The organism is Gluconobacter sp. ESL1110, assembly GCF_058107395.1.
The window spans coordinates 57960-81558 of the sequence record NZ_JBYLUK010000011.1; the positions used below are offsets into that span (position 1 = coordinate 57960).

The following is a 23599-nucleotide window of genomic DNA, read 5'->3' on the forward strand; positions in this document are numbered from 1 at the left end:
AGGGCTCCGTCAGTCTTCTTCGTCAGTCACGGGCTTCGGCTCAACCAGCCGCGCCACAAGAATGGATACCTCGTACAGCGCCACAAGCGGAATAGCGAGGCTCAGCATGGTAATCGCATCCGGCGGAGCAATCACGGCTGCAACAGCGAAGGACGCCACCACCGCATAGCGCCGGAATTTCTTAAGCTGCGCCGTTCCGATTAACCCGACCCGGACCAGCAGCGTCAGGATCACCGGCAGTTCAAAACAGATCCCGAAGGCGAGGATCATCTTCGTCACAAGGGTCAAGTATTCTGACACCTTGGCCTGAAGCTCGATATCCATCCCGCCATTGCCGGATGTCTGGAACGACAGGAAGAACTTCCAGGCGAACGGGAAAACCACGTAGTAGGCCAACGCAGCGCCAATGGTGAACATGACAGGCGTGGCCACGAGGAATGGCGCAAAAGCCTTCTTCTCGCTGCGATACAGACCAGGCGCGATAAAGATCCACGCCTGAATGGCAATCATCGGAAAAGACAGGCACGTCGCCCCGAAGACTGCCACACGAATATAGGTGAAGAACGCCTCATACAGCGCGGTGTAGATCAGATGCGGCTGCTCGCCCTTCTGCCGCATGATGTCCCCCAGCGGGGCAGCAAGGAAGCGATAGATATCGCCTGCAAAATGATAGCAGATGGCAAAAGCGATCACGAATGTCCCGATGGACCAGATCAGCCGGCGGCGCAGCTCGACGATATGATCGAGCAGAGGCATCGGGGTGTCGTTGATGGCATCCGAGTCCGTCACGCGTCTTTCTCCGTGCTTGAAATGGCGACGCGTCGGCCATGATGAATAGCCATGACAGGCGGCAGAATATCCGGGGCGCGCCAACGGGGGCGTTCATGCATCAGGCGTCGCGCCGTCGCAGGCGGCAGGATGGAGGGCGCATCAACGATATCATCGTTCAACCCTTCCTCCGCCTGATCCTGCATCATGGCGTTGTAAGGCTTACTGTCGCCCCCACCGAAAGACGGTGGTGGCATCGGCGGAGGCGCGGGAACCTGCGGCAGATCATTGAGCGTGGACGGTCGGGATGATGCGCCGGTCGTATCCAGTTCAAGACTCCGCCGGATCGAATTGTCGCCATCAATGGCGCGGGTCACACGATCCCGGATATTGAAGTTCTTCAGATCCCGAAGCTGGTCGCGCGTCTCGGACAGGTCTGCCTCACGCACCATATCGTCGATATGGGACTGAAACTCACCTGCCATCCGGCGCATGGCCTTGATGCCGTTCGAAAGCGTGCGGATGGCAACCGGCAGATCCTTCGGGCGAATGAAAATCATCGCCACGACGACAAACAGGGCTATTTCCGAGAAACTGAAGTCAAACATGCAACAATCCTAGCCCGTCCCGTCAGTCTCGCCTACGGGGGAAGGCGCTTCTGGTGCCGCTTCCGTCGGGGCCCTGTCCAGAAGGAAATCTTCCCGCTTGGGTAATGAACCCAGATCCGGCAGGCCGAAACTTTCCAGGAAAGCAGGTGTCGTGCCCCACAAAACCGGGCGGCCGGGAACTTCCTTACGCCCTTTTGGAGCAATCAGGCTGTCTTCCAGCAGCGCATCCAGAATGGGCTGGCCCAGAGACACGCCGCGAATGGCCTCGATCTCAGCCCGCGTGCAGGGCTGGTGATACGCAATGATGGCCAGCGTCTCCATCGCACCCCGGCTCAAACGGCGCGGTTTTTCGACGACTTTTGTCAGCGCGGAGGCATATTCCGGGCGTGTCCGGAACTGCCAGCCCCCGGCAGCCTCGACAAGTTCGATCGCATGAGACGCATAACGCTCGGACAGCGCAGCCAAAACATCCGAAACTGTCAGATCCAGACCCTGAGCCTTCAGAAGCTCCGTCATGACAGACGACCGCACCGGTTCCGGATTGGCAAAAATCAGGGCTTCCAGAAGCAGGCAGCCGCGCTGCATCTCGTCAGACGTCACGACACCGCCCGCCATTCAATTTCAGCAAAAGCTTCGGGCTGACGCAGTTCCACGGCCCCGCCCTTCGCCATTTCCAGCCCGGCCAGCAGCGTTCCTGCCAGTGCAGCGTTACGTCCATACGGACCGGTTTCCAGATCATCGGCCAGATGTTCGGGCAGCAGGGATGTCAGCGTCTGCCAGTCCGTAACGGCATCCGTTCCCAACATTCGGCGCAGGCGCGCCAGAGCGTCCTGCACACTCCAATACCGACGCGTCCGCGGTGCATAGACGCGCTTACGGTTCGTACGGCGCCGGGCAGACAGATAGGCCGTAATCAGGGCCGACAGATCAACGCGCAGGCCGGAACGATCAATTTCCGTATGGTCTTCGCCTTCCCCACGGCGAAACACATCAATGCCAAGACGAGGACGCCCCATAAGCCATGCAGCAGCCGCACGCATCCGCTCCAGCTCGATCAGACGTTCCTGAAGCTGCTCGACAGCCTCTTCCGCATCCTCCCCACCACTTTCCGCAGGCAACAGAAGCTTGGACTTCAGCCAGGCCAGCCAGGCTGCCATGACAAGCCAGTCCGCCGCAAGTTCCAGACGCAAGGCACGAGCTTCCGCCCGGGCCTGCTCGACCACAGACAGATACTGCTCAACAAGCTGAAGAATGGAAATCTTTGCGAGGTCCACTTTCTGGGCGCGGGCGAGGTCGAGAAGCAGATCAAGCGGCCCCTCGAACCCATCCAGCGTCAGATGCAGAACCTCGCTCAAGCCCGGTCTCTCAGAACTGGGCCGGAGTGCAGGCGATGGACTGCGCGTGCAGCTTCACGCAATACGCACGGGCCGCCTTCAGATCCTCAAAGCCACCAATGCGCAGACGCACGAACGTCTTGTCACCATGCGTGGTCTTTTCGAACAACGGTGAGTGTCCGGCAAACAAAGCAGGAGCCTGATGGCGCAGGGTCTCCCATTCCTTACGTGCGGCCGCCTCGCTATCGAGTGCGGCAAGCTGGACTTCACGCGCTCCACCCGTTTCAGCCTTCGGCGTTGCGGCTGCCTTCTGGGCTGGCGCAACATTTTCAGGCACCGGCTCCGGTGGGGGAAGCGGCTTCTGCACAGGCTTGGCCGGAGCAACTGGCGCAGCTTTGTGAACCGGGGCTTCAGGAGCCTTCGGCTTCGGCGCAGGAACCGGCTTCTCCGGAGCAGGCTTCGCTGACTCTGCGTCGTCGGCATCCTCTTCAGGTGCCGCAGTTTCCGCAGGCGCCTTGGCAGCATCGGGCGTAGCAGCCGCTCCCGGAACCGCAGCCGGAGCTTTATCAGCAGACGCATCCGGGGAAGCAGGGACAGCACCATCAGACGGTTTAGCGTCAGAAGACGGTGCATCCGGCGCTGCGGCAGGCTTGTCAGCCGGGGTCGCAGGCGTGCCGGGCTGGACGCCATACTGGCGCGCCAGCGCCTTTGCATCGGGCTGCTCGGGACCAGGAGCCAGATGCGCTTCTCCGTTCCCGGTCAGATCCGTGTCGCCGCTATCACTGCCCATGATCTGCATGCCACCCGGATCAGCCGGAACATCCTTCACAGGCCCTGGCGGGGGCCCGATGATGGGAATGCCACCATGGTGACCACCCATCAGGGACCAGCCACCAACAGCCAGCAGCAGCACCGTACCGATACCGACAGCTCCACCAACAAGCTTGCGCGTTGCGGGATCACTGCCCAGCAAGGAGGTCACGCCCCCTGCCCGCTCCGTATTCCCCGCAGCCGATGCAGGGCGACGGCGCGGCGGCGCGTCTTCGTCATAATCGCTGCTCAGGCGCTCACGCCCGCCACGCGGCGGGGGCGTGACCGGGCCTGATCCATAGTCGCCCGGGTCCCGGAAATTCCGATCGTCGTCGCTGCCAGGGGTCATCGCATTTCCTCCACCGGAACAACGCCAAGAATGGTCAGTGCGCACCGCAGTGTTCCAGCGATTGCGGAGACCAGAGCCAGCTTGGCAAGGCTCGTCGCACGGTCGTTTTCATGCAGGAATCGCAGGGTCGTATCCTCACGTCCACGATTCCACAGAGCGTGGAAGTCAGACGCCAGATCAATGCAATAGGTCGCGATACGGTGCGGCTCACGTGCAGCAGCAGCAGCTTCCACCGAACGCGGGAAAGACGCGATACGGTGCAGCACCGCCAGTTCCACATCCGAAGACAGACCGGAAAGATCGACCTTCGCCAGTGCCTCAGGCGTCACGGCATCGGCACCGAACATCGTCTCTGCAGACCGAAGGACCGAGCGGCAACGGGCATGAGCGTACTGAACATAAAAGACCGGATTGTCACGCGTCTGGGCAACAACAGCATCCAGATCGAATTCCATCTGCGCGTCCGCCTTGCGGGTCAGCATCGTGAAGCGCACGGCATCACGCCCGACTTCATCCAGCAGATCGCGCAGCGTCACGAACGTGCCAGCACGCTTGGACATCTTCACCGGCTCGCCGTTCTTCACAACACGTACGATCTGGCACATCACGACTTCAAAGCCGGTCTTGCCATCCGTCAACGCCGAAATAGCTGCGCGCATCCGGGAGACGTAACCGCCATGATCCGCGCCCAGCACGTCAATCAGAACGTCTGAATTCTCGGCCTTCTGGGCATGATAGCCGATGTCATTGGCGAAATAGGTGTTCGTGCCGTCAGACTTGCGGAGCGCACGATCCTGATCATCCCCGAAATCCGTGGAGCGGAACAGCGTCTGCGGGCGCGCTTCCCAGTCTTCCGGCATCTTGCCCTTCGGCGGCTCCAGAACACCTTCGTAGAGCAGGCCCTTGCTTTCGAGCTTGGCGATAGCGGCATCAACGCGTCCGCTGGCGAGCGTTTCAGCTTCGCTGGCAAACACTTCATGCGAAATACCGAGGGCTTCAAGATCCAGACGGATCGCCGCCATCATCTGCTCAAGCGCCTCACGACGGACGATCTCGAACCAGACAGACGGGTCAGCCGGGCTGCCATCCTCATTGGCGAGAGCGCGACCATGCTTTGCGGCAATGCTCTCAGCCACCGGGATCAGATAATCACCCTGATACTGAAGACCATTCGGCGTCAGCGGGCTAAACGTTTCGGCATCAATCTGCGTACCGATCGCCTGAAGATACCGCCAGTATGTCGCCCATGTCAGAGCCACAACCTGCGTTCCGGCATCGTTGATGTAATACTCGCGCGTAACGCCAAAACCCGCCGCCTGAAGCAGATTGGCCAGCGCATCACCCACCACGGCACCCCGGCAATGACCGACATGCATCGGCCCGGTGGGGTTGGCGGACACGTATTCTACATTGACGCCCGTGCCCTGCCCCATCGTGGAACGGCCATAAGCCTCGCCTGTTTCCAGAACTGTCTTGGCAATACCCTGAAGCACATGCGGCTTGAGCGTCATGTTCACGAAGCCCGGCCCTGCGGCCTCGGCATGATCGACGCCTGGCAGTTCGGCGAGCTTCAGCACCAGTTCGGCAGCAATATCGGCAGGCTTCCGCTTCGCAGGCTTGGCGGCTAGCAGAGCAGCATTCGTCGCCATATGCCCGTGGGACGGATCACGCGGGGGCGTCACTTCAACGCGCTGCACCACCTCTTCCGGCAGGCCGGGGACAACGGACCGCAGGGCCTCGCACACCTGGTCTCGGGTGCGGGCAAAAAGGCAGTCAGTCGTATGGGCAGTGGGTGCAGCGACCATTTTCAGTTCGATTCCTGTAACCTGTAACGTCTTGAAGAGGCTCTATCAGCCCAGCACGGAGAGATCCGTCAACCGTCGATGTTCTTCCATCGCGAAACGATCGGTCATTCCGGCGATATAATTCACCACCAGACGTCGCCGTTCCATGTCATCCGCAGCCTTGGCGCGGTCCTTGAGCGGGTCTGGCAGAAGGCCCGGTTCTTCTGAAAGGATCGTGAAGATTTCGGCCAGTGCGATCTTGGCTTTCCGCGCCATACGATTGACCCGCCAGTGACGGTACATGCGCGCATAAAGAAATTTGCGGATCGCCTTGTTCTTTTCCCGCATTTCCGGACTGAACGCCACAACCGCATGATCGGCATGACGAATATCATCCGCTGACTGCGGATTAAGAGCCTCCAGATTCCGACGTGTCTGTTCCGTCAGATCCGTTGCCAGAGCGTTGATGACCACGCGAATGGTTTCATGACGGACACGCTGCGCCTGATCAGCCGCATCACGATTTGTCGGACGCTCCATCTCACGGGAAGCCCGAAGCGCGTCCCCGACAAGTGGAAGATCCTCAATATCCTCAAACGTCAGAAGTCCGGCACGTAACCCGTCATCCAGATCATGGCCATGATAGGCAATATCATCCGACATCGCCGCGACCTGTGCCTCGGCAGACGCATAACTGCTGAGGTCGAGATGATGCTTCGCGTCATATTCTGCCAGATACGGTGTCGGGCGCTTGACCGGACCGTTATGCTTGGCCAGCCCCTCCAACGTTTCCCATGTCAGGTTCAGGCCATCAAAAGCATGATACCGCGTCTCCAGAGACGTCACGAGACGAAGGGACTGCGTATTGTGATCAAAGCCGCCCCAGTCCTGCATGGCCAGAGCAAGAGCATCTTCCCCAGCATGGCCAAACGGCGTGTGGCCCATATCGTGCGCTAGCGCGAGCGCTTCCGTCAGATCCTCGTTCAGATCAAGGCTGCGGGCAATTGAACGGGCAATCTGCGCGACTTCAAGAGAATGCGTCAGACGGGTGCGAAAGAAATCGCCTTCATGGTTGATGAAAACCTGCGTCTTGTACTGCAAGGTCCGGAAGCCGGCCGAATGCAGAACACGATCCCGATCCCGCTGCCAGGGTGAACGAACCGGGCTTTCCACTTCCGGATACAGTCTCCCGCGAGCGCCTTTTTCCTGAACCGCGTAAATGGCAGCCATCAACACCCTCTCCCGATGATCCGCAGGCGCAAAACGCACACTGTTCGCCGGATCACAGGTGTTATTCTACGACAGGCTGATGGCAACGCAACTCACCCCCTTTGCCCTTGGGGGTAGTCAGGCCATATAATCAGGACCAGAACCGTCCTGCCTTGCAGCAGTGCTTCAGAAATCAGGAACGAGCCATGTCCGACACCCCCACCTTCACCATGTCTGCCAGCGCGGCTGCGCGGATCGTGGAAATCATCTCCGCCCAGCCGGAACCTGAAGGGCTGGCTCTGCGAGTTGCCGTGCTGGCCGGTGGCTGCAACGGCTTTCAGTATCAGTTCAAGCTGGATCGTACGAAAAACGATGATGACGTCCTGATCGAACGCGATGGCGCGACAGTTTATGTAGATGAAACCAGCCTCGATCTTCTGGAAGGTGCCGAACTGGAATTCGTGGACAAGCTGATGGGTGCGCATTTCACGGTCACGAACCCCAATGCCGCCTCAGCCTGCGGCTGCGGCACAAGCTTTTCGCTGGCCTGATAGAATGTCCTTTACCTTCGCAAGCTGGAACATCAATTCCATCCGCGCCCGCGCGCATCTCGTTCAGGACTGGCTGGAACGCCATCCGGAATGCGATCTGCTTTGCCTTCAGGAAATCAAATGCGAGGACAGCCAGTTCCCGACTGTTTTCCAGGAAGCTGGCCTGCACGTCGCCACAACCGGGCAAAAAGCCTATAACGGCGTTGCGCTGATTGGCCGCCGTCCATTTGAAGTGACGACCCATCACCTTCCCGGTTTTGAAGATTCAACCGCGCGCTATATCGAAGCGGACATGGATGGTCTCACGATTGGCAATCTGTATCTGCCAAACGGTAATTCAGGCGGCGAAGACGGTTATGCCAAGAAAATGGCGTTCTTCGATGCCCTCGCTATCCGGGCGAAGTCCTTTCTCGAAAGCGAAAAATCCTTCGCCTTTATTGGCGACTACAATGTCTGCCCGACAGACGAAGATCTCGCTCCCGGCGCCCTTTCACCGACTGACGCACTGGTACGGCCTGAAACCCGGGCAGCATTCAACCGCCTGCAATGGCTCGGTCTGACGGATGCCCTGCGCGCTGTTCAGCCTACGGGTCGCCATTATACCTTCTGGGATTATCAGGCCGCTGCGTTCCAGCGGAACTCGGGTCTGCGCATCGACCATGCCCTTCTGTCCCCGCGGGTGGCCGAACGGCTTGTCTCTTTCACAATCGACCGTGACGAACGGGCTACAGAAAAAGCGTCCGATCACGTTCCTGTCCTCGTCACCCTGCGCTAAAAAAAGACCGCCCAACTGAGACGGCCTTCGAACTTTTATCGGGGATAAAACGGAGCGGGAGCCGGCCGTGGAGGTGCAGGAGGCCGGATGCGGACCATACGGCCCGGCGTCCACTGATAACCGTTCCCAATCCAGACCCAGTGTCCAGGCACCCATCGCATCCCCCGCGCATGAGAGGGAATTCTCTCCCTGGGCGGACGAGGCGGTGGCGGTGGCGTCTGTCGATACGGTCCATTATAGGGGACAAACTGAGCATGCGCTGTCCCGCTCAGCGGCGGCAATGCCATCGCACCCACAAAAAGTGTCGAAACGGCGAGCAAGCCCGATAGATGTTTCAGCATACGTCTCGCTCCTTTCACGGTAACGGTGTGAAAGGCTGCACCTTGCAGATCTCACAAGGCAGTGATTGGGCCGATCTGTGGCGGAAAAAAGATTCCGGTTTTCGCTCTGTAACGCCTCCATGGCTCAGGAGATTCAATTTTCCAAACTCAAAGACGGCTGTACCCGCTCGGCAAAAAAATCAGCCATGGCGCGAACCTTGGCGCTGACCATCCGCCCGGCTGGAAGCAAGAGCCAGAGTTCCACCGGCGGCAGAGACCAGTCAGGCAAGCAACGCTGTACCTCACCGGAAATTAGCTCAGGAGCGAACATCCAGTCTGCTGCAACAGTCATCCCCTGCCCTGAAAGGACGGCAGCACGAATTCCCTCCGCCGCACTCAGACATAGATCGGGGCGCAAAGAGACGTCCTGTGTTTCCTCCCCTTTCGTGAATGTCGTTCGAACCTGACGGGCCTGCGAATAAAGAATCATTCTATGATTTTTCAGATCTGCCGGGCAGGTCGGCATGGTCGTCCGCTCCAGATAGGCCGGACTGGCCAGAAGGGAACGATGACCCCACGCCAGACGCCGCCCAACGACGGACGTCTCTTCCGGACGACCAATCCTGAGGGCCATATCGATCCCCTCCGCAATCAGATCCACACGCCTGTCATCCATCTGCACATCCAGAGCAAGCTTCGGATACCGGGCCGTAAATTCTCCCAGTCTGGGTATCAGGTGCAGACGGCCAAAAGTCGTCGGCAATGCAATCCGCAAATGCCCTGTGAGTTCTCTGTCACTCCCTCGGGCCAGACTATCCGCCTCCATGGCGTCTTCAAGAACTCTGACAATGCGTTCGTAATAGCGCTGACCTGCGTCTGTCGGCGCAAGGCCATGCGTCGAGCGTAACAGGAGGATTGTGCCCAGATGCGCTTCCAGCTGTGCAATGATCTTGGAAACTGAGGGCTGCCCCATATTCAACAACCGGGCAGCGCCTGAAAAAGAACCAGCTTCCACAACACGAGCAAACACCGTCATAGCCTGAAAGCGGTCCATGTTTATTCCTTTTGAGAATAACAAATATTGTTAAAAACAGTCTACATCCGCCTAATGAGAATAGCCACTCTCACGGTCATGAGACGCATCCACTCCGGACAGTCTCCTCAAAGACCGGAACCGCATCATGACGAACCTTCTGTTCACACCACGTTTCGTTGGGCCAACACGCTTGAGCCATCGCATTGTCATGGCCCCCCTCACCCGAATGAGAGCCAGTGAAGGCAATCTCCCGAATGACCTGATGCGGACCTATTACAGCCAGCGTGCAACGGAAGGAGGGTTGCTGATTTCCGAAGCCTCCCCCGTCTCGCTCACGGGATATGGCTTCGAACGCGCGGCCGGAATCTATGATGACAGCCAAATCCCAGGATGGAAGCACATCACGGATGCCGTTCACGCCAAGGGCGGCAGAATGATTCTTCAGCTCTGGCATGTTGGCCGTCAATCAGCACGCATCCTTCAGCCGGGTGGCATTGCCCCCGTTGCTCCGTCGGCCATTCGTGCCGATGGAGACGCCTGGACGCTCAATGGAACGGTGCCTTACGACATGCCCCGCGCGCTTGATCGGGATGAAATTCCCGGAATCATCAAGGATTACGAACAGGCTGCCGAACGCGCCCTGAAAGCCGGATTTGATGGTGTAGAAATCCATGGAGCAAATGGATATCTGCCAGATCAGTTTCTTCAGGATGGCAGTAACACTCGCACAGATGACTACGGCGGATCGCTCGAAAATCGCACCCGCTTCCTGCTGGAAGTCACGCAGGCTGCCATGAGCGTGTGGGGACCGGATCGTGTTGGTGTGCGTGTGACCCCAAGCGGACGCTATGGGTCCATGGCGGACAGCAATCGTCCAGCAACGTTTCGCTATGTGGCCTCTGAACTGGATCGTCTGGGCGCTGGATATCTGCATGTCGTGCAACCCCGCATCGGGGGCGACGCAGAGCCTGACCCCGTGGATGCCGGGACGCTTCGACAGGTCTTTTCCCGCACCATCATTGCCGCTGGCGGATTTGACCGGCAAAGCGCCGAAGCCCTACTGGCTTCCGGGCAGGCGGATCTCATTGCTTTTGGTCGCTCGTTTCTCGCAAACCCGGATCTGGTCGAACGGCTACGTCAGAACTGGCCCCTGAACTCCTATGATCGCTCCACCTTCTATGGCGGCGATGCACAGGGATATATCGACTATCCATTTTACGCTGACGCGGCGCAGCATTGAACAAAAAAGACCCCGGCCTGTTTCTAGCCGGGGTCTTGCTGATCAGGATTGCAGAAAAGACAGAAGATCCGCGTTGAGCTGATCGCCATGGGTGACCGCAAAACCGTGCGGTGCACCCGCATAGACCTTGAGAACCGCATCTGGAACCAGCTTTGCCGTCAAGGCACCTGTGGCCTCAAAAGGGACGATCTGATCATCATCCCCATGAATAATCAGGGTCGGGACGGTGATCCGTTTCATGTCTTCCCGGTAATCCAGCCCGGAGAACGCCTTGACGCACTCGATCGTACTCCGCAAGGACGCCTTAAGGGCAATCTGCTGCGTCTGCCCAAGAACGCCATCAGAAATCTCCGCCCCATGATTAATCCCATAAAAGGGAACGGCGAAGTCTTTCAGGAACTGGGCACGATCTTTCACCAATCCTTCGATGATGCCATCGAAAACCGTCGCTTCGACCCCTTCCGGATGATCATTCTGCTTCATGAAAACAGGTGTGACGGCCCCCAGAAGTACCAACTTCGCAACGCGGTCACTTCCATGGCGCGTCAGATACCGAGTCACGTCCCCACCCCCCATCGAGAAGCCGACCAGCGTCACGTCTCTCAGGTCCAGGGTTTCGATCAGTTCTGCAATATCATCAGCAAAGCGGTCGTAGGTATTGCCGTCCCAAGGCTGGCTGGACCGTCCGAAACCGCGCCGATCAAAAGCAATCACGCGGTAACCGTTCTGCGCCAGAAACAGCATCTGTGAATCCCACATATCCGCACTGAGCGGCCAGCCATGACTGAACAGGACAGGCTTTCCTGCTCCCCAGTCCTTGAAATAAATCTCTGCTCCGTCGGATGTCGTAAAGCTGGCCATGTGTCTGCTCCGTTAAGAGGTCAGGAAAGCATCGGCTTCCCCTGAAACCTTGCTCTTACGATAAGCTCCACTCATCATGTTCAATATAGACATCATGGAATAGTAAGATTTCCATTTATCACTGATTCCACGCCGCACCTGTATAGAAAAACCGTCCTAACCCCACCGTGAAAATGAGACATCCATACAGGCTGTGTTCAAAACAGGTCAGGGTAAGAGAACGATGACGACTGTAGTCACTAGCAAACAGCACTCCCCCTATGAGCGTCATGCCCACGGCAATCCAGTTCAGAAACAGAATATGTGCAAAGCCAAATGCAACGGCACTGGCTACGATCGTCACTGGAATACTCTGGAAAAGATTGCTGTATCGACGGAAGAGAAATGCCCGATACAGAACTTCCTGAGGCCAGACGGAGAGCAGCGGATACAAACACATGATCATCAGCCAGAAGAGCGGCTTCTGTCGTGGCAGGCTCAGGAACGTATCGGGCCAGAAAAACCACGTCAGCAGCGCTATCAATGGTGCAAAAATCGCAAACCTGACAAATATTTTCCAAATCTCGACCCTGAATACATACGGCTTGGGACGATCATGACGCATCCATAGAAAAGCCAGAAGAGCGCCAGTCCAGATCAACCCAAAGAGTAATCCGGCCCGACGCTCCAGCAGAACAAGAATTGGTCCACCACCATAAAGGGCCAGAAATTCCGCGCCCAAACGAGCGCGGCGAAGAACGGACATCTCATCGGGGAGCGACATACCGGGATCTTCCAGACGTTCTGGCCACCATTATGAACATAAGCACTTTCCCCCGAAACAAGGCCTTACATTGCAGGCGTCTTTGTATCAGACAGGAAGCGAGTCACGCTCCTGCACAAACATGGCTGTACTCGCCTTCAAGCGGCTAGGCTGTCCGATTTCCCGGAGAGGGAACCCGGCCTCAAGCCGATCCTCAATCTCTTCCAACGAGCAGTCTTTTGTCTCGGGAACGAAGAAATACCCAATCAGGAAAAACACTGCATTGAAGCCCGCCAGCAGCCAGAACACACCGTAGTCATGAATGGCCCCCATCACGGACAGGAACACGTTACTGATGAGCCAGTTCGTCATCCAGTTGGCAAATGTCGAGCACGCAATGGCCAGCGTGCGCCCCTGAAGCGGCTGAATTTCGGTGCACATCGTCCAGGGGATCGGTCCCTCCCCGAAAGCGTAACCCAGAATGAACAGCACCAGCAGGCTGACAATGGCGATCTGACCAAATACCCCGCCAACGTGCAGATAGAGCAGCGTCCCGAATACAGCGAGGCTCAGAGAGGCCACGACCGTACTGACCAGCAAAAGCGGACGCCGCCCCCATCGGTCAATCAGCAGAATGGCCCCAAATGTCGAGACCATATTGGCCAGACCGAGCAAGGTTGTGCACCAGACGGCTGCCGACGTGGAAAAGCCAAGATGCTCCAGAATATGCGGAGCGTAATACATCAGGATGTTAATGCCTGCGAATTGCTGAAAAACCTGCAATCCAATTCCAAGTGCAAAGGTTTTCCGAAAGCCGAGTGAAGACTTCAGGAGGGAAAACCCGTTCCCTTCCGTTTTTCGAAGATTCTCCTCAATCCGGTTCAGTTCTTCTGTTGCCCGTTGCTTCGATCCACGAACCTGCTGAAGAACAGTATGCGCTTCTTTCCGCCGCCCACGCATGGCCAGCCAGCGCGGCGAATACGGAACCTGCATCGTCGCGAGAATGAACACCACCGTAGGGACTGCCAGAATACCCAGCATCCAGCGCCAGTGCCCCCCGTAAGACAGCAGACTGTCTGACAGGAGCGCCAGCAACATACCCGCCGTAATGACGAGCTGATACATGAAGATCATCTTGCCACGACGGCTCTTCTCAGTGATTTCGGCAATATAAAGCGGCGCGGAGAAAGACGCGAAACCGACGCCCAGCCCGAGGCAGACACGGCCCAGAATCATGACGGGAATGGACGATGTCAGGGAACAAAGCGCTGTTCCGAGCAGGAACAGTAACCCCGCATAAAACATGGCCCCTCGCCGCCCGCGATGGTGGGACAGCGGAATGGCGAGCAGAGAGCCCGCCGCGGCCCCCAGCATCAGGGACGAGACGATCCATTCCAGCGCACGATCATTCGCCTTCAGGTCCTGGCCCAGAAACTTGAGCGCCCCTGCAATCACTCCCGTATCCAGACCAAACATCAGCCCGGCGAGCCCGGCAGCCCCGGCAAAAAGAAACGCATTCCGGCGGCCCTGCTGCACACGGTCCTGGACAGTTCCGCCGCTTTGTTCTGGAAGGGTGCTACTCACCGGATAACCTTTCTTGATCGCTACAGATACCTCAAGAAACGGTCATTCCATGCAAAAGTTTTTCATTCTCAAAATCATATTCTGTACGCAGACAACCGCGTAAATCCTGTTCAAATACAGTTATAACTTTTTACCAGACCGGAAACGGTCGATAGTAAATATGCAATGATGCAAGGTATTTTTATACCTTGCCGCAAAAATCTGTTTTCCCAATAAAAAGCCGATGCCCCATCTGGAGCATCGGCTTACCCGTTCTCAAAAGCGGGAACGCTTATTTTGTGATGGCAGGCTTTGGCTTCGGCAGATCCAGCGCCAAGTGCAGTTCCTTCAGACGGGCAGGCTCGACCGGGGCCGGAGCTTCCATCATCAGGTCTTCGCCGCTCTGGTTCAGCGGGAAAAGAATGACCTCACGGATGTTTGGCTCATCAGCAAGCAGCATCACGATACGATCCACACCCGGAGCAGCACCACCATGCGGCGGAGCGCCGTAGCGGAAGGCGTTCAGCATGCCACCAAAGCGCTCTTCCACAACTTCCGGGCCATAGCCTGCGATCTCGAAGGCGCGCAGCATGACTTCCGGCAGATGGTTCCGGATTGCGCCGGAGGACAGTTCCACGCCGTTGCAGACGATGTCGTACTGGTAGGCGTTGATCGTCAGCGGGTCCTGCGTGTTCAATGCTTCCAGACCACCCTGCGGCATGGAGAACGGGTTGTGGGAGAAGTCGACCTTGCCCGTCTCTTCGTTGAGCTCGAACATCGGGAAGTCCACGACCCAGCAGAAGCGGAAGGCGTTCTTCTCGATCATGTCCAGCTCTGTCGCTACCTTTGTGCGGACAACACCAGAGAACTTGGCAACTTCGTCACCTTTGCCAGCAGCAAAGAACACGGCATCGCCAGCCTTCAGGCCACAGATCTCACGGATGCTCTCGACGCGATCAGCTTCAAGGTTCTTGGCAATCGGACCCTTGCCGCCTTCTGCCTCGAAAATGATGTAGCCCAGACCACCCGCACCGCTTTCACGCGCCCAGGTGTTCAGCTTGTCAAAGAAGCCACGCGGACGATCACCTGCACCCGGTGCCGGAATTGCACGGATCTGACCACCGGACGCCGCGATCTTGGCAAACAGACCAAAACCGGAATCCCGGAAGGCCTCCGTCACGTCCTTGATGATCAGCGGGTTCCGCAGATCCGGCTTGTCGGAGCCGTAATCGCGCATGGCATCAGCGTACGGAATGCGCGGGAATGCGCCGTCCGTGATCTTCCAGCCTTCGGGCGTGAATTCGTTGAACACGCCAGCCAGAACCGGCTCCAGAACCGTGAAGACGTCTTCCTGCGTGACGAAGGACATCTCGAAGTCGAGCTGATAGAACTCGCCGGGGCTACGGTCAGCGCGGGAGGCTTCATCGCGGAAGCACGGAGCAATCTGGAAGTAGCGGTCGAAACCCGCCACCATCGCAAGCTGCTTGAACTGCTGCGGAGCCTGCGGAAGCGCATAGAACTTGCCCGGATGCAGACGCGCCGGCACAAGGAAGTCACGCGCACCTTCCGGGGAAGATGCCGTCAGGATCGGGGTCTGGAACTCAGTGAAGCCCTGCTCGATCATGCGCTGACGCAGGCTGGTGATGACCTTGCTGCGGAGCATGATGTTCTGGTGCATCTTCTCGCGACGGAGATCGATGTAGCGATACTTCAGGCGCAGTTCTTCAGGATAGTTTTCCTGACCCGCCACCTGGAACGGCAGAACAGCCGCATTGGAACGGACTTCCAGCTCTTCAGCCAGAACTTCGATATCACCCGTCGGCAGGTTCGGGTTCCGCTGGGAACCCTGACGAACCACAACCTTGCCGGTGACGGTAATGACGCTCTCAACGCGAAGGCGCTCGGCCTTTTCCAGCAGGTCCGTGCCAGCCGGGATAACAACCTGCGTGACGCCATAATGGTCACGCAGGTCGATGAACAGCAGGCCACCATGGTCGCGCTTGCTGTGCACCCAGCCGGACAGGCGGACGGTCTGGCCGGCGTCCTGTTCACGCAGGGCGCTACAGTCATGGGTGCGGTATGGATGCATGTCGGGCCTCTTCAACGTCCTGGCGGAAAGTGGGCGCAGGAAGCCGGGACGGCCCGCTCATGTCAAGCTTCGTGCGCAGTTCAGACCTTTTCCTGCACAAAACCTTCGAAATCAACGGCGGCTCTGGCCATGTCATACGCATGACCAGCACCCGCCAGCGCAACGGGCTTTCCGCCCTTGAGATAGGTCGCAAGGAAGCTGAAGCCCTTGATATCTCCTTCAAGGCTGACGTTATCGAACCCTTCGCCCCATCCAAGCAGCTCGATCTTCTTGCCGAACTGCTGCGTCCAGAACCAGGGCGTCGGCAGATGGGTCGTCTCATGCCCCATCATGGTCAGCGCGGCGATGCGGCCCTGAATTTGTGCATGACGCCAGTGCTCGATTCGCCGCGGCTTGCCATCATGAAGGATCGCCGAGGCATCGCCTGCTGCATAAACGCCCGGAGCCGCACGCATCAGACGATCGACGACAATCGCACCATCCTCGTCCCGATCCAGTCCCTGCACATACTCCGTTGCGGGCATCACACCGACACCTGCCAGAATAAACGAGGCCGGTAGCTTCATACCGTCTTCCAGCTCAACGCCTTCGGCTTTCTTGTCTCCGTAAATTCTTGTGACCTTCACATCAGAAACAAAAGCCACCCCGTTTTCTTCATGAAGCTGCCGAAGACGCGTCCCGATTTCCCGGCCAAAGTGTTTCTCCATCGGCACATCCGTATCGGCGATCACAGTCACCCCGACCCCGCGCTGACGCAGACAGGACGCCACTTCCAGACCAATAAACCCGCCGCCGATGATGGTCACAGCCTGATCGGGGTCGATCACGCGGGCAATCTCTTCCGCATCCTTTTCCCGATGCAACGTAAAGACGCGCTTCAGACCGGCGCCGGGAATATCCAGAGACTGGGATCGGCTTCCTGTTGCAATCAGCACATGATCGGCAGTCAGGGCGCTCCCATCGGACAGTTCGGCGGTTTTCGTTGCCGGATCAAAGACCAGGATCGTCGCATGTTTCACGCTGATCCGGTTCTGGCCGTAAAAGGACTCGCTTCTCAGGGATGGCGCATGAGCTTTCTCAGGCTCACTGAGCAGCACCGTTTTGCTCAGAGCCGTGCGGTCATAGGGACGGTATTTTTCCTCAGTAACTATTGTGATCTTTCCGGCGAACCCTTCCTGCCGAAGCGTAACGGCCGCCATCACACCCGCAGCCCCGGCACCAAGAATAAGAACGGTCTCATTCTCCTGCCTAGGCGCAGGCGAGTCCCTTTTCATCGGATCCGTTCCCACAAGCACACGGCCATCCACAATTTCCACGGGGTAGTGTGGCAGCGGCTCAAGGGCGAGTGGCTCAATCAGGCTTCCGTCTACCGCATCAAAAACAGCCTTGTGCCACGGACAGACCAGTACGCTGCCTTTCTCGGTCCGGCAGAAAGCACCCTGCTCCATCGGCGCCTCCTTGTGGGGGCACTTGCCTCCAAAGGCATGAACAGCGTCCCCATCCTTCACCAGCACAACCGACGTTCCATCAATGGAAAAGGACGTGATCTGCCCGTCTTCAAGATCCTTGAAGGCCACTAGATCGCGGAAGTCATTGGTGCTCATCGGGTGCCCCTGAACAATGGAAAATCTCGTTACACAGCCAACGCAGTATGGGCATGCGAGTTGGCAAACAGCAAAAAACCCGCCGGACAGAGCCGGACGGGTTTTCTGGTATCGTCGATGTCAGGCGTAAAAGATGCCCTTTTCAGAACATGTCGTCGCCACCGCCGCCAAAGTCTCCGCCACCGAAATCTCCGCCGCCGAAGTCAGAGTCGGAGAAGCCGTTTCCCGCATCAGTGCCAGCACCACCGAACGGATCGCTGCCCGCATCGCCATAGTTGTTATTGATGATGGTCTCGCCACCACCAAAACCGCCGGCTTCACTGCCTGAATGGTGATCGCTGAACAGGCCTTCAAGCGCGTTGGCTGCCATCATGCCACCTGCCACACCGGCAGCCGTCGTCAGAGCCGAGCCGAGGAAGCCGGACCCGCCACGCTGGAACATGCCAGGCTGATAGCCCGGCGGATAGCCATACTGCTGCTGAGGCTGGAAGTTCGGAGGCGGCATTGCACCAGCCTGCGGTCCCCAACCCGGAGGCGGCGAAGACGCCTGCTGACGATTACCGCCACTGAACAACCCGCCAAACAGCCCGCCGCCGCTACCGGACGACCGGCTCTGCTGCGCCTGCTGAAGCTGCTGCTGAGCCTGCTGGAGCTGGAATTCAAGCTGGCGAATACGGTTCTGTGCCTGAGCCAGCGCCGCTTCCTGCACAACAGCCATCTGCGTCACACGATAGCGCGCTTCCGGATATTTCTGGAAATTTTCAGCAATAAAGCGATCAGCTTCCGGGTCGATCGGCGGCAGCGCAGGCGTCTGCTGCTGACTGAAACCACCACCCTGCTGCGCACCGCCAACACGGCCGATAAAGCGGGAGATGACTTCGCGTTCTTCGTTGTTCATCGTCTCTGATCCTTCCAGACGAAGAAGTTACGTTCCCTCATCATATGAGGCACCTAGGCCCAATCGACAAGGGATCGGCCTGCTGCCCATCAGACCTCCGCTAAAATTCAATGCAGGAAAATCTGACCGTTTCAAGATACGGCGCAACAGGCATATCAGGCAGTCCAACACGCTGCCTAATCTTTGGTTTCATTAACGGTTCCAATCCTTAGCCCGTCGCGTCAAACCGCCTTCGATATTCAGTCGCCGTCAGCCCAATCAAACGTCGAAACTGCTTTCGAAAACCAGCCTCTGATCGAAAGCCACTCAGTCGGGCGATTTCCATGATGGGGCTACGCGTCGTTTCCAGCAGTTCCCGGGCAAGGGCGATTCGCTCATTCAGCAACCACCTCAGCGGCGTCATACCCGTCGCGCCCTGCAGATGGCGATGCAATCCACGCGCACTCATCCCGGCCTCCGACGCCATCCGCGCAACCGGCCAATCCTCATTCAGTCTGGTGCGAACCACATCGAACAGCGTCCCCAGACGATGGCCAGGCCGTTTTGCCACCGGTCGGGGAACAAACTGTGCCTGCCCACCATCACGATGCGCCGGGATAACCAACCTGCGCGCTACCTGATTAGCGATTTTGGCCCCAAAATCCTGCCGAACGACATGCAGACAAAGATCCAGCCCCGCAGCACTTCCGGCGGACGTCAGCAGGCCCCCATCTTCCGTGTAAGGCACGTCCGGCTGCACACGAATGTTCGGATATTTCCGGGCCAGATGCGCCGTATGGTGCCAGTGGGTCGTGGCCCGACGTCCATCGAGCAGACCTGTAGCCGCCAGCACAAACACGCCTGAACAGATTGAAACGAGCCGCGCGCCCCGTGCATGAGCCCGCTGCAAGGCGAGCACCAGTTCCGTCGGCACAACCGTATCCACACCCCGCCAACCGGGAACAATGATCGTATCCGCCTGCTCCAGAAGCGACAGATCGCCATCGGGCATGACGCTCAGTCGCGATCCCGCCCGAAGCGGCCCATCTTCCAAACCCGCTACAACACACCGATACCAGTACGCACCGACTTCCGGTCGGCTCAGACCAAACACCTCTATGACGCAGCCAAATTCGAAGGCACACAGCCCGTCATAAGCAAGAATGGCAACAAGAGGACAGGCACGCACAGGCAGGAGCACTCTGGCAGGATTGGATCGGAAATGACCGTTCCTGACACTTACATCAGCCGCCCTAGAGGGAGAAGATGACCGCTCCCCTTCTCACGGAGCAGCCCCATGAAACTGATTGGAAAGCTGGACTCACCCTACGTCCGGCGCGTCGCCATCTCCCTGACACTGATGGATATTCCGTTCGAGCATCTTTCTCTTTCCGTGTTTCGGGATAAGGCCGCCTTTGCTGCCATCAACCCCCTGCTGAAAGCCCCCACCTTCGTGACGCAGGACGGGAGAGTTCTCATGGAGTCAACACTCATCCTCGATCATCTCGAACACGGATTACCCTCCGAGAAGCGCCTGATGCCCGAAGACCAGCGTGAGCGGACGCGCGCGCTCTACATACTGGGGCTGGCTCTCACAGCCGCAGACAAATCGGTTCAGCTTGTCTACGAAACAAAGCTTCGCCCGGAAGATAGCCAGTATGAACCATGGGTGGAACGCGTTACCGCACAGGCCCGCACTGCCTTCGCCGAGCTTGAGAAAAGCTACGCCTTGCGAGAGGGTAACTGGCTGTCGGGCACACTCTCGCAGGCAGACATCACAACCGCGATTGCCTGGACTTTCGCCCGGAACGAAATCCCAAACGTCATCAACGCCGAAGCCCATCCGGCCCTCATCCGCCTTGCCGCTCAGGCAGAAGAGCTGCCTGCGTTCCAGAAGTGGCAACCGGAATAGAAACCGGTTCGGCATCATCCGACAGAACCAGAAGATATTTTCCGAAGAACTGTCCTTCCGTTTATTCCGCTGACTTCCGGTAACGCACCTCAGGCTGTAAGGTAGCCGCCAATTTTGCCAACCGGAGCCTATCGAATTGTCTGCGACCCGGCCGCTCAGCTTTCAGGACCTGATCCTGCGCCTTCATCAATTCTGGTCTGAAAAGGGCTGCGCCATTCTGCAGCCCTACGACACAGAAGTCGGAGCCGGAACGCTCTCCCCTCATACGACCCTGCGCGCGCTGGGCTCAAAGCCATGGGCCGCCGCTTATGTGCAACCCTGCCGCCGTCCGTCCGACGGTCGTTATGGTGAGAACCCGAACCGCCTCCAGCACTATTACCAGTATCAGGTTCTGCTGAAGCCAACCCCGGAAGAGAGCCAGAGCCTGCTTCTGGAGAGTTATCGGGCCATCGGGATCGATCCCGAAAAGCACGATATCCGATTCGTGGAAGACGACTGGGAAAACCCGACAATCGGCGCCTGGGGGCTGGGTTGGGAAGTCTGGTGTGACGGCATGGAAGTCACGCAGTTCACATATTTCCAGCAAGTTGGCGGTATTCCAACCGTCATGCCCTCCACCGAACTGACCTACGGTCTGGAACGGTTGGCCATGTATGTTCAGGGCGTCGAGAACGTCTACGACCTGGACTTTAACGGCAAGGGCCTGACGTACGGAGACGTGTTCCTGCGGGCCGAGCGTGACTATTCCCGTCACAACTTTGAACTGGCCGACACGCAGATGCTGCTCACGCATTTCAACAATGCGGAAAAAGAGTCCATCAGGCTGGCCGAAGCTGGCGTCGCACAGCCTGCGTTCGATCAGTGCCTGAAGGCTTCCCATTATTTCAATCTTCTGGATGCCCGCGGCGTGATTTCCGTCTCTGAACGCGCATCCTACATCGGACGCGTCCGGACGCTGGCAAAAGCCTCCTGTGAAGCGTGGCTTGCTGGCGAGGAGGAGACGTCCAATGGCTGAACTGTTGCTTGAACTGTTCTGCGAGGAAATCCCGGCAGGCATGCAGCCCAAAGCTGCAAGCGAACTCGGTGTCCTTCTGACCAAGGCTCTTGATGGCCTTAACCCGTCCGATATTCAGACGTTCTACGGCACCCGCCGCATCGCGACCGTTCTGAACGTCGATGCCGAAATCCCGGCGCGTACTGTCTCCGAGCGCGGCCCTCGCGAAGGCGCACCGGAAAAGGCTCTGGAAGGCTTTACCCGCAAGCATGGCGTAACGGCTGACGAACTCACGCTGGAAAACGGCTTCTGGGTTCTGAACAAGCAGCTTGACCCCGTAAGCGCAGAAAGCCGTATCGCCGAAGCTGTGCCTGACCTTCTATGGAAATTCCCTTGGGCCAAGTCCATGCGCTGGGGTGCTTGCTCAAACTTCTCATGGGTGCGCCCGCTCCGCCGCATCACCTGTCTTCTCAATGGCAAGGTCGTTCCCTTCTCGCTTGCCCGCGATGGGGACGATGCCCACGACTTGAAGTCCTCCAACCTGTCCGAAGGTCACCGCTTTCTGGCGCCCGGCGGGTTTGAAGTCCGTTCGGCAGATCACTGGCTGGAAGAGCTGGAAACACGCTCCGTCATTGTTGACGCGGGCAAGCGCCGCGACATGATCCGCACCGGTGTTCACCGTCTGGCAGACCAGCAGGGCATTACGGTTGTGGAAGACGAAGGACTGGTCGATGAAGTCGCTGGTCTGGTCGAATATCCGGTTCCGCTTCTGGGCCGCATCGACGATGCTTTCATGGATCTGCCCGCCGAAGTCATGCAGGTCTCGATGCGCATCAATCAGCGCTACTTTGCCCTGCGCAATGCAGACGGCAAGGCCGCGCCCTTCTTCGCTTTCGTCGCCAATCTGCCGTTCAAGGACGGCGGCACGCTGACGATCGCCGGAAACGAGCGCGTTCTGCGTGCCCGTTTTGCCGATGCCCGTCACTTCTGGGATCTGGATCGCAAGACAAAGCTCGCGGACCGCGTAGCAGCCCTCGATGCCGTGACGTTCCATGCAAAGCTGGGAACACAGGGTGAGCGCGCCAAGCGGATTTCCGACCTCGCCGGAACGGTCGCTGCGGCCATAGGCCTGAGCGCAGAGCAGATCGAACAGGCAAAGCGCGCAGGTCTGCTGTCTAAAGCTGATCTGACGACCGGCATGGTCGGCGAATTCCCCGAGCTTCAAGGCGTCATGGGCGGCTATTACGCAGCGCATGATGGCGAAGACGACGCCGTTTCGAAGGCTGTGGCCGAGCATTACATGCCTCGTGGCCAATCCGACGATACAGCCAAAGCGCCTGTCTCGGTTGCCGTGGCCCTTGCGGACCGCCTGGACCTGCTGGCTGGCTTCTTTGCGATTGGGGAGACACCGACCGGCTCGGGCGACCCGTACGGCCTGCGTCGTGCTGCACTGGGTGTGATCCGCACCATTCGTGACAACGGTCTGCGTCTGGATCTGACGGACCTCTTTGCCAAGGCGGCAAATGGTCGCACCGGCGGAGAACTCGCCAAGCTGCCGGACTTCATGGCAGACCGTCTGCGCGTTCAGCTTCGCAGCGAAGGCGAACGTCATGACGTTCTGGCCGCCACACTGGCAGGCGGTCTGGATGGCGATCTTGTGCGCCTTCTGGCCCGCACTTCAGCTCTGTCTGACATGATCCAGACGGAAGACGGCAAGAACCTTCTCGCTGCTGCCAAGCGCGCCGCCAACATTCTGCGCATCGAAGACAAGAAGGACGGTCCTCACAAGGGAACACCGGATGCGTCTCTCTACGCGCAGGACGAAGAGCGCACTCTGGCAGATGGCCTGAACAGTGCCGTGCCTGCGATCGAGACGGCCCTGAAAGACGAGCGTTTCACCGATGCGATGCAGGCGATTGCAGCCCTGCGCCCGACATTGGACCGCTTCTTCGATGCTGTTACCGTCAACGCACCGGAAGCCGACATTCGCGCCAACCGTCTGAAGCTTCTGGCGACTTTCCGCACCACCACAGCCCTGATCGCCGATTTCGGTCAGATCGAGGGCTGAACCTGATGGGAGCGTGGTGGTCCGGCCCAGCCACCACGCTCCTCAACACGGACCCGGATCGCAGTGGATGGCGTTGGAGTCTCCACAGAGCGTCGCTCGCGAACC

At 58.4% G+C, this 23599-nt stretch carries 21 protein-coding genes; 6 read left to right on the forward strand and 15 right to left on the reverse strand.

The window, feature by feature from the left end:
* Positions 1-9 precede the first annotated feature (9 nt).
* The 7 genes from tatC to AC3B6F_RS13430 are packed head-to-tail and all read right to left on the reverse strand — an operon-like array spanning position 10 to position 6883.
* A complete protein-coding gene (gene tatC / locus AC3B6F_RS13400; protein WP_010502703.1) occupies positions 10-789 on the reverse strand; it encodes a twin-arginine translocase subunit TatC in 780 nt (259 codons plus the stop codon).
* Complete coding sequence (locus AC3B6F_RS13405; protein WP_023945147.1) at positions 786-1376, reverse strand: Sec-independent protein translocase subunit TatA/TatB; 591 nt, start codon at positions 1374-1376, stop codon at positions 786-788. The genes tatC and AC3B6F_RS13405 overlap by 4 nt, the downstream gene beginning before the upstream one ends.
* 9 nt (positions 1377-1385) lie before the next feature.
* A complete protein-coding gene (scpB, locus tag AC3B6F_RS13410) occupies positions 1386-1991 on the reverse strand; it encodes an SMC-Scp complex subunit ScpB (protein WP_489824737.1) in 606 nt (201 codons plus the stop codon).
* Positions 1973-2731, reverse strand: coding sequence for a segregation and condensation protein A (locus tag AC3B6F_RS13415; protein ID WP_489824738.1), 759 nt, complete (start codon positions 2729-2731; stop codon positions 1973-1975). The genes scpB and AC3B6F_RS13415 overlap by 19 nt, the downstream gene beginning before the upstream one ends.
* A 10-nt stretch (positions 2732-2741) precedes the next feature.
* On the reverse strand, positions 2742-3869 hold the full coding sequence (locus AC3B6F_RS13420; protein WP_489824739.1) for an SPOR domain-containing protein: 1128 nt from the start codon (positions 3867-3869) through the stop codon (positions 2742-2744).
* On the reverse strand, positions 3866-5674 hold the full coding sequence (gene argS / locus AC3B6F_RS13425; RefSeq protein WP_489824740.1) for an arginine--tRNA ligase: 1809 nt from the start codon (positions 5672-5674) through the stop codon (positions 3866-3868). Before argS ends, AC3B6F_RS13420 begins: the two co-directional genes overlap by 4 nt.
* 45 nt (positions 5675-5719) lie before the next feature.
* Entirely contained in the window at positions 5720-6883 is a 1164-nt protein-coding gene (locus AC3B6F_RS13430; RefSeq protein ID WP_010502697.1) for a deoxyguanosinetriphosphate triphosphohydrolase, read from the reverse strand.
* 185 nt (positions 6884-7068) lie between these two features.
* On the opposite strand from AC3B6F_RS13430, the gene AC3B6F_RS13435 reads away from it, so the two are divergent.
* On the forward strand, positions 7069-7413 hold the full coding sequence (locus AC3B6F_RS13435) for an iron-sulfur cluster assembly accessory protein (protein WP_034881165.1): 345 nt from the start codon (positions 7069-7071) through the stop codon (positions 7411-7413).
* Between the two features lie 4 nt (positions 7414-7417).
* Positions 7418-8188: an exodeoxyribonuclease III gene (locus AC3B6F_RS13440; RefSeq protein ID WP_489824741.1), complete on the forward strand. Its 771-nt coding sequence runs from the start codon at positions 7418-7420 to the stop codon at positions 8186-8188.
* Between the two features lie 474 nt (positions 8189-8662).
* Here AC3B6F_RS13440 and AC3B6F_RS13445 read toward each other — a convergent pair whose 3' ends face one another.
* On the reverse strand, positions 8663-9562 hold the full coding sequence (locus AC3B6F_RS13445) for a LysR family transcriptional regulator (protein WP_489824742.1): 900 nt from the start codon (positions 9560-9562) through the stop codon (positions 8663-8665).
* Positions 9563-9689: 127 nt separating this feature from the next.
* Between AC3B6F_RS13445 and AC3B6F_RS13450 the strand changes: the two genes are divergently transcribed.
* Positions 9690-10784: an alkene reductase gene (locus tag AC3B6F_RS13450; protein ID WP_489824743.1), complete on the forward strand. Its 1095-nt coding sequence runs from the start codon at positions 9690-9692 to the stop codon at positions 10782-10784.
* A gap of 42 nt (positions 10785-10826) precedes the next feature.
* Here the strand turns inward: AC3B6F_RS13450 and AC3B6F_RS13455 are convergent, their stop codons facing one another.
* From AC3B6F_RS13455 to ftrA, 7 genes are all read right to left on the reverse strand, one after another.
* Complete coding sequence (locus AC3B6F_RS13455) at positions 10827-11645, reverse strand: alpha/beta fold hydrolase (protein ID WP_489824744.1); 819 nt, start codon at positions 11643-11645, stop codon at positions 10827-10829.
* Between the two features lie 118 nt (positions 11646-11763).
* Entirely contained in the window at positions 11764-12408 is a 645-nt protein-coding gene (locus AC3B6F_RS13460; protein ID WP_489824745.1) for a CPBP family intramembrane glutamic endopeptidase, read from the reverse strand.
* An 87-nt stretch (positions 12409-12495) separates the two neighbouring features.
* Positions 12496-13971, reverse strand: coding sequence for a sugar porter family MFS transporter (locus AC3B6F_RS13465; RefSeq protein WP_489824746.1), 1476 nt, complete (start codon positions 13969-13971; stop codon positions 12496-12498).
* 271 nt (positions 13972-14242) lie between these two features.
* Positions 14243-16039, reverse strand: coding sequence for an aspartate--tRNA ligase (gene aspS, locus AC3B6F_RS13470; protein WP_489824747.1), 1797 nt, complete (start codon positions 16037-16039; stop codon positions 14243-14245).
* An 80-nt stretch (positions 16040-16119) separates the two neighbouring features.
* Positions 16120-17643 carry an FAD-dependent oxidoreductase gene (locus tag AC3B6F_RS13475; RefSeq protein ID WP_489824748.1) on the reverse strand — a complete coding sequence of 508 codons (1524 nt, stop codon included), beginning with the start codon at positions 17641-17643 and terminating at the stop codon, positions 16120-16122.
* A gap of 142 nt (positions 17644-17785) precedes the next feature.
* A complete protein-coding gene (locus AC3B6F_RS13480) occupies positions 17786-18541 on the reverse strand; it encodes a DUF2076 domain-containing protein (protein ID WP_023945118.1) in 756 nt (251 codons plus the stop codon).
* Between the two features lie 208 nt (positions 18542-18749).
* The gene (ftrA, locus tag AC3B6F_RS13485; RefSeq protein WP_489824749.1) at positions 18750-19709 is read right to left on the reverse strand and encodes a transcriptional regulator FtrA; all 960 of its coding nucleotides are present in this window, start codon (positions 19707-19709) and stop codon (positions 18750-18752) included.
* Between the two features lie 108 nt (positions 19710-19817).
* On the opposite strand from ftrA, the gene AC3B6F_RS13490 reads away from it, so the two are divergent.
* The 3 genes from AC3B6F_RS13490 (at position 19818) to glyS (ending at position 23494) form a co-directional block, all read left to right on the forward strand.
* A complete protein-coding gene (locus AC3B6F_RS13490; RefSeq protein ID WP_489824750.1) occupies positions 19818-20432 on the forward strand; it encodes a glutathione S-transferase family protein in 615 nt (204 codons plus the stop codon).
* A gap of 136 nt (positions 20433-20568) precedes the next feature.
* The gene (locus AC3B6F_RS13495) at positions 20569-21447 is read left to right on the forward strand and encodes a glycine--tRNA ligase subunit alpha (protein WP_061931510.1); all 879 of its coding nucleotides are present in this window, start codon (positions 20569-20571) and stop codon (positions 21445-21447) included.
* Positions 21440-23494 (forward strand): glycine--tRNA ligase subunit beta, encoded by a 2055-nt coding sequence (gene glyS / locus AC3B6F_RS13500; protein ID WP_489824751.1) that lies wholly within the window; start codon positions 21440-21442, stop codon positions 23492-23494. Before AC3B6F_RS13495 ends, glyS begins: the two co-directional genes overlap by 8 nt.
* The last annotated feature ends 105 nt before the right edge of the window (positions 23495-23599 follow it).